This is a genomic window from Synechococcus sp. OH2, from assembly GCF_047462155.1.
In the GTDB taxonomy this organism is placed as follows: domain Bacteria; phylum Cyanobacteriota; class Cyanobacteriia; order Thermostichales; family Thermostichaceae; genus Thermostichus.
Window position 1 is genome coordinate 1 of sequence record NZ_JANSIR010000084.1, and the last position, 3,188, is coordinate 3,188.

At 61.8% G+C, this 3,188-nt stretch carries 2 protein-coding genes and 1 pseudogene; all 3 read left to right on the forward strand.

The genetic code is table 11. The annotated features are described in order from the left end of the window. A pseudogene (locus tag NW835_RS07830) lies at nt 1-1,743 on the forward strand (chromosome segregation protein SMC); the annotation flags it as partial. Beyond that, entirely contained in the window at nt 1,709-2,002 is a 294-nt protein-coding gene (locus NW835_RS07835; RefSeq protein ID WP_414364795.1) for a Uma2 family endonuclease, read from the forward strand. The pseudogene NW835_RS07830 and the gene NW835_RS07835, both read left to right, overlap by 35 nt. 182 nt (nt 2,003-2,184) lie before the next feature. Further along, nucleotides 2,185-3,188: S41 family peptidase (locus NW835_RS07840; RefSeq protein ID WP_414414977.1), on the forward strand; the 1,004-nt coding region annotated here is incomplete at its 3' end.

The following is a 3,188-nucleotide window of genomic DNA, read 5'->3' on the forward strand; positions in this document are numbered from 1 at the left end:
GCCCCCCTCAACTTAAACGGTCTGATCGACTACGCCATTCGTTTGGTGCACTTTGAAGAGCGCTACCGAGATGTTTTTGGCTTTGTGCTCGGATCCACCCTGGTTTTCCAGAGCCTGGAGTTGGCCCGGCCCTACATCGGCCAGCACCGCATGGTCACCCTGGAAGGGGAGCTGCTGGAAACCTCAGGGGCCATCAGCGGCGGCACCAGCCCGCAGCGACAGGGGATCCATTTTTCTGCCGGCGAACACTCGGAAGGGGAAGCCCTGCGCGCCCGCCTGGCCGATCTGGAAGCGCTGCTGGCCGCCCTCACCCCTCGCCTAAAAGCCGCCCAAGCCCGCGAAAAACAACTGGCCCAGACCCTGCTCCTGGCCCGCCAGGATGCCCTGCAAGCCCGGCAATATCTGGAGCGACACCAGGCCGATTGCCAAAACCAGCAGGCCCGCCTGCAACACCTACAGGGATCCCTGACGCAATGGCAAAGCGAAAGCCACCAGATCCAGCAGCGGCTGCACCAGATTCAACTCCGCTGGGATCCCTTGCAACAGCGCCTGGCCGACCTCACCCTCAAGCTCAGCCAACTGGAGGGATCCCCGGTCAACCAGCACTGGCAGCAACTGCAGCAGACAGTGCAGCAGCAGGAGAGCCACCTGGCGGAGCTGCAACACCACCTGGCCCACCTAGAGCGACAGCAACAGGAGAACCTCAGCCAGCAACACCTGAAGCAGGCCCAGATCCAGCACCACCAGGAGCGCCTGCAAGAGGGCGAACGGCGTCAGGCCCAACTTCAAGAGCAAATCGCCCAGGCCCAGGCCACTCTCGCCCAAATCCAGCAGCACATTGCCGAGCAACGGCAACAGATGGGCCAGATTGAAGCCCGCCTCGCCCACCTGCGCCAAGAGCGAGAGCGGCAGGAATTTCAACTGCGCGTCCAACAGCAGCAGCTCCAACGCCTGGAATGGGAACGCTACAACGCCCTCACCCAACAGCAAGAAAAAGAGGCCATCCTGGCCCAACTGCAAACCCAACTGCAAGCTGCGGCCCAAGCGCTGCCGCATCCCCTTCCCCCCTTGCCCCCCCACCTGACCCTAGACGAGCTGCAGCAGCAAAAACGCAAAATCGAAGAGCAATTGCGATCCCTGGAGCCGGTGAACATGTTGGCCATCGCCGAATATGAACAGACCCAAGCCCGCCTAGGGGATCTCAGCGCCAAACTGGCAACCCTGCACCAAGAGCGCACCGAATTGCTGCTGCGCATCGAGAACTTTTCTACTCTGCGCCGCCAAGCGTTTTTGGATGCCTTCCATGCCATCAACAGCCATTTCCAGACCATCTTTGCCCAGCTTTCCGAGGGCGAGGGCTACTTGGAATTGGAAAACCCAGAGGATCCTTTGGCTGGGGGTCTGACCCTGGTGGCCCGCCCCAAAGGCAAGCCGGTGCGTCGTCTCAGCGCCATGTCGGGCGGAGAAAAATCCTTGACGGCCCTCAGCTTTATTTTTGCGTTGCAACGGTTTCGCCCCTCCAGCTTTTATGCCTTTGACGAAGTGGACATGTTTTTGGATGGGGCCAACGTGGAAAAGTTGGCCGACATGATCTGGCAGCAATCCCGCCAGGCACAATTTTTGGTGGTCAGCCTGCGCCGCCCCATGATCGAAAAAGCCGAGCGCACCATCGGGGTGACCCAGGCTCGCGGCGCCTACACCCAAGTAATTGGCCTGGTCAACCCCACCGCTCACGTCGGCTAAACTAGACCGACACTTTTATTTTGTGGTGGAGATCCTCTCGCCCACCGATTCTTGGGTTCAAGCCCAGGCCAAGATGCAGGAGCACTTGGACAACGGCTGCCGCTTGGGGTGGCTTTTGGATCCCAAGGCCAAGCGGGTGATGATCTACCGGCCAGGACAGGCGCCGGAGCTGGTGGAAGACCCAGAAACCTTGTTGGGAGAAGACGTGCTGCCCGGCTTTACCCTGCCCATCCGCAAAATCTGGTCTGCCGAGAGCTAGAACCTGCCAGGGTTGCCCTTACCTCCAGACCTACAACCGCTAGAGTTTTGAGAGGCAAAAAATAGGCACCCCCCACTGCGGACAGTGGCAGAAGGGAGTGCGCGGGGTTTATTCTATTCGCAGCCTCTGCAAAAAGGCAGGTCGCCATGAAGAGATGGGCGCAGGCAGGAAGAGTGTGGGCAATGGCCGTGGCAATCGGCGGGATCCTTCCAGCCAGCGTGATGAGCCAGGCAGCCCTGCCACCCGTTCCGGTCGTCCCCTCAATTGAGGAGCCAAGTGTTGCGCCAGCTTCTCCCTCCCAAGGGGCGCCAGCCAATCCCGTGCTTCGGCCCCCTTCTCCTGCGCCAGCCCTGGGCCAGGATCTGCGCTATCTGGTGGGGCTGTTCATCAACGAGTCTTGGCAGGCGGGCAACCAGGCTGCTGCGGTCAACTACAACGACCTCTACACCCGCCTGTTGGCCCGCACCTACAGGGATCCCCGCCCGCCCATCGAAGTTGAGTATGAGCTAATTCGAGAGATCCTGCGCGAATATGGGGATCCCGCCGATCGCTTCTGGGATCCGCAAAGCTTTAGGGACTTGCTCAACCGCCCTCGTCCATCCCTCCAGGCGCGTCAGATTGGGCCGCGCCAGGTTTACCTGGCAGTGCCGGAGCTCACCCCTGCCACCGCCCAGCAGATCCGCCAAGCCCTCTACACCCAGGATTACAGCCAGGGCGTCGTCCTGGATCTGCGCGGCTCCATCGGCTACGACCCCCAGGTGGTAGCGGATGTGGCACGCCTATTTTTGCCCCGCTCCATGCAGCCGCTGCTGGTTACCGAAGACCGCTTTGGCCAGCCTACCCCCTGGAACAGTGAAAACTTGCCCCTCGCCGCCGGGATCCCGTTGGCCGTCCTTGTCGATGGCAACACCCGCCAGGGGGCTACCCTCCTGGCAGCCCAGCTGGGAGCTAGCGGCAGCACCGTTATTGTGGGACAGACCACCCAAGGCAGCGAGCGCCAGACCCGCTTCTTTGCCCTGCCTTCTGGCGCGGCAGTGGAACTGGCCGTAGCCACTTGGAAAACAGGCGATGGACGCCCCCTGGCCCAGGGTTTGGTGCCCCTGCAAAGGGTGGAGGGGGATGAGAATGCCTGGCTCAAGGCCGCCCTAGAAGCCCTGGCCCTGCCCCCCCGCCGCCCCAGCCCCCC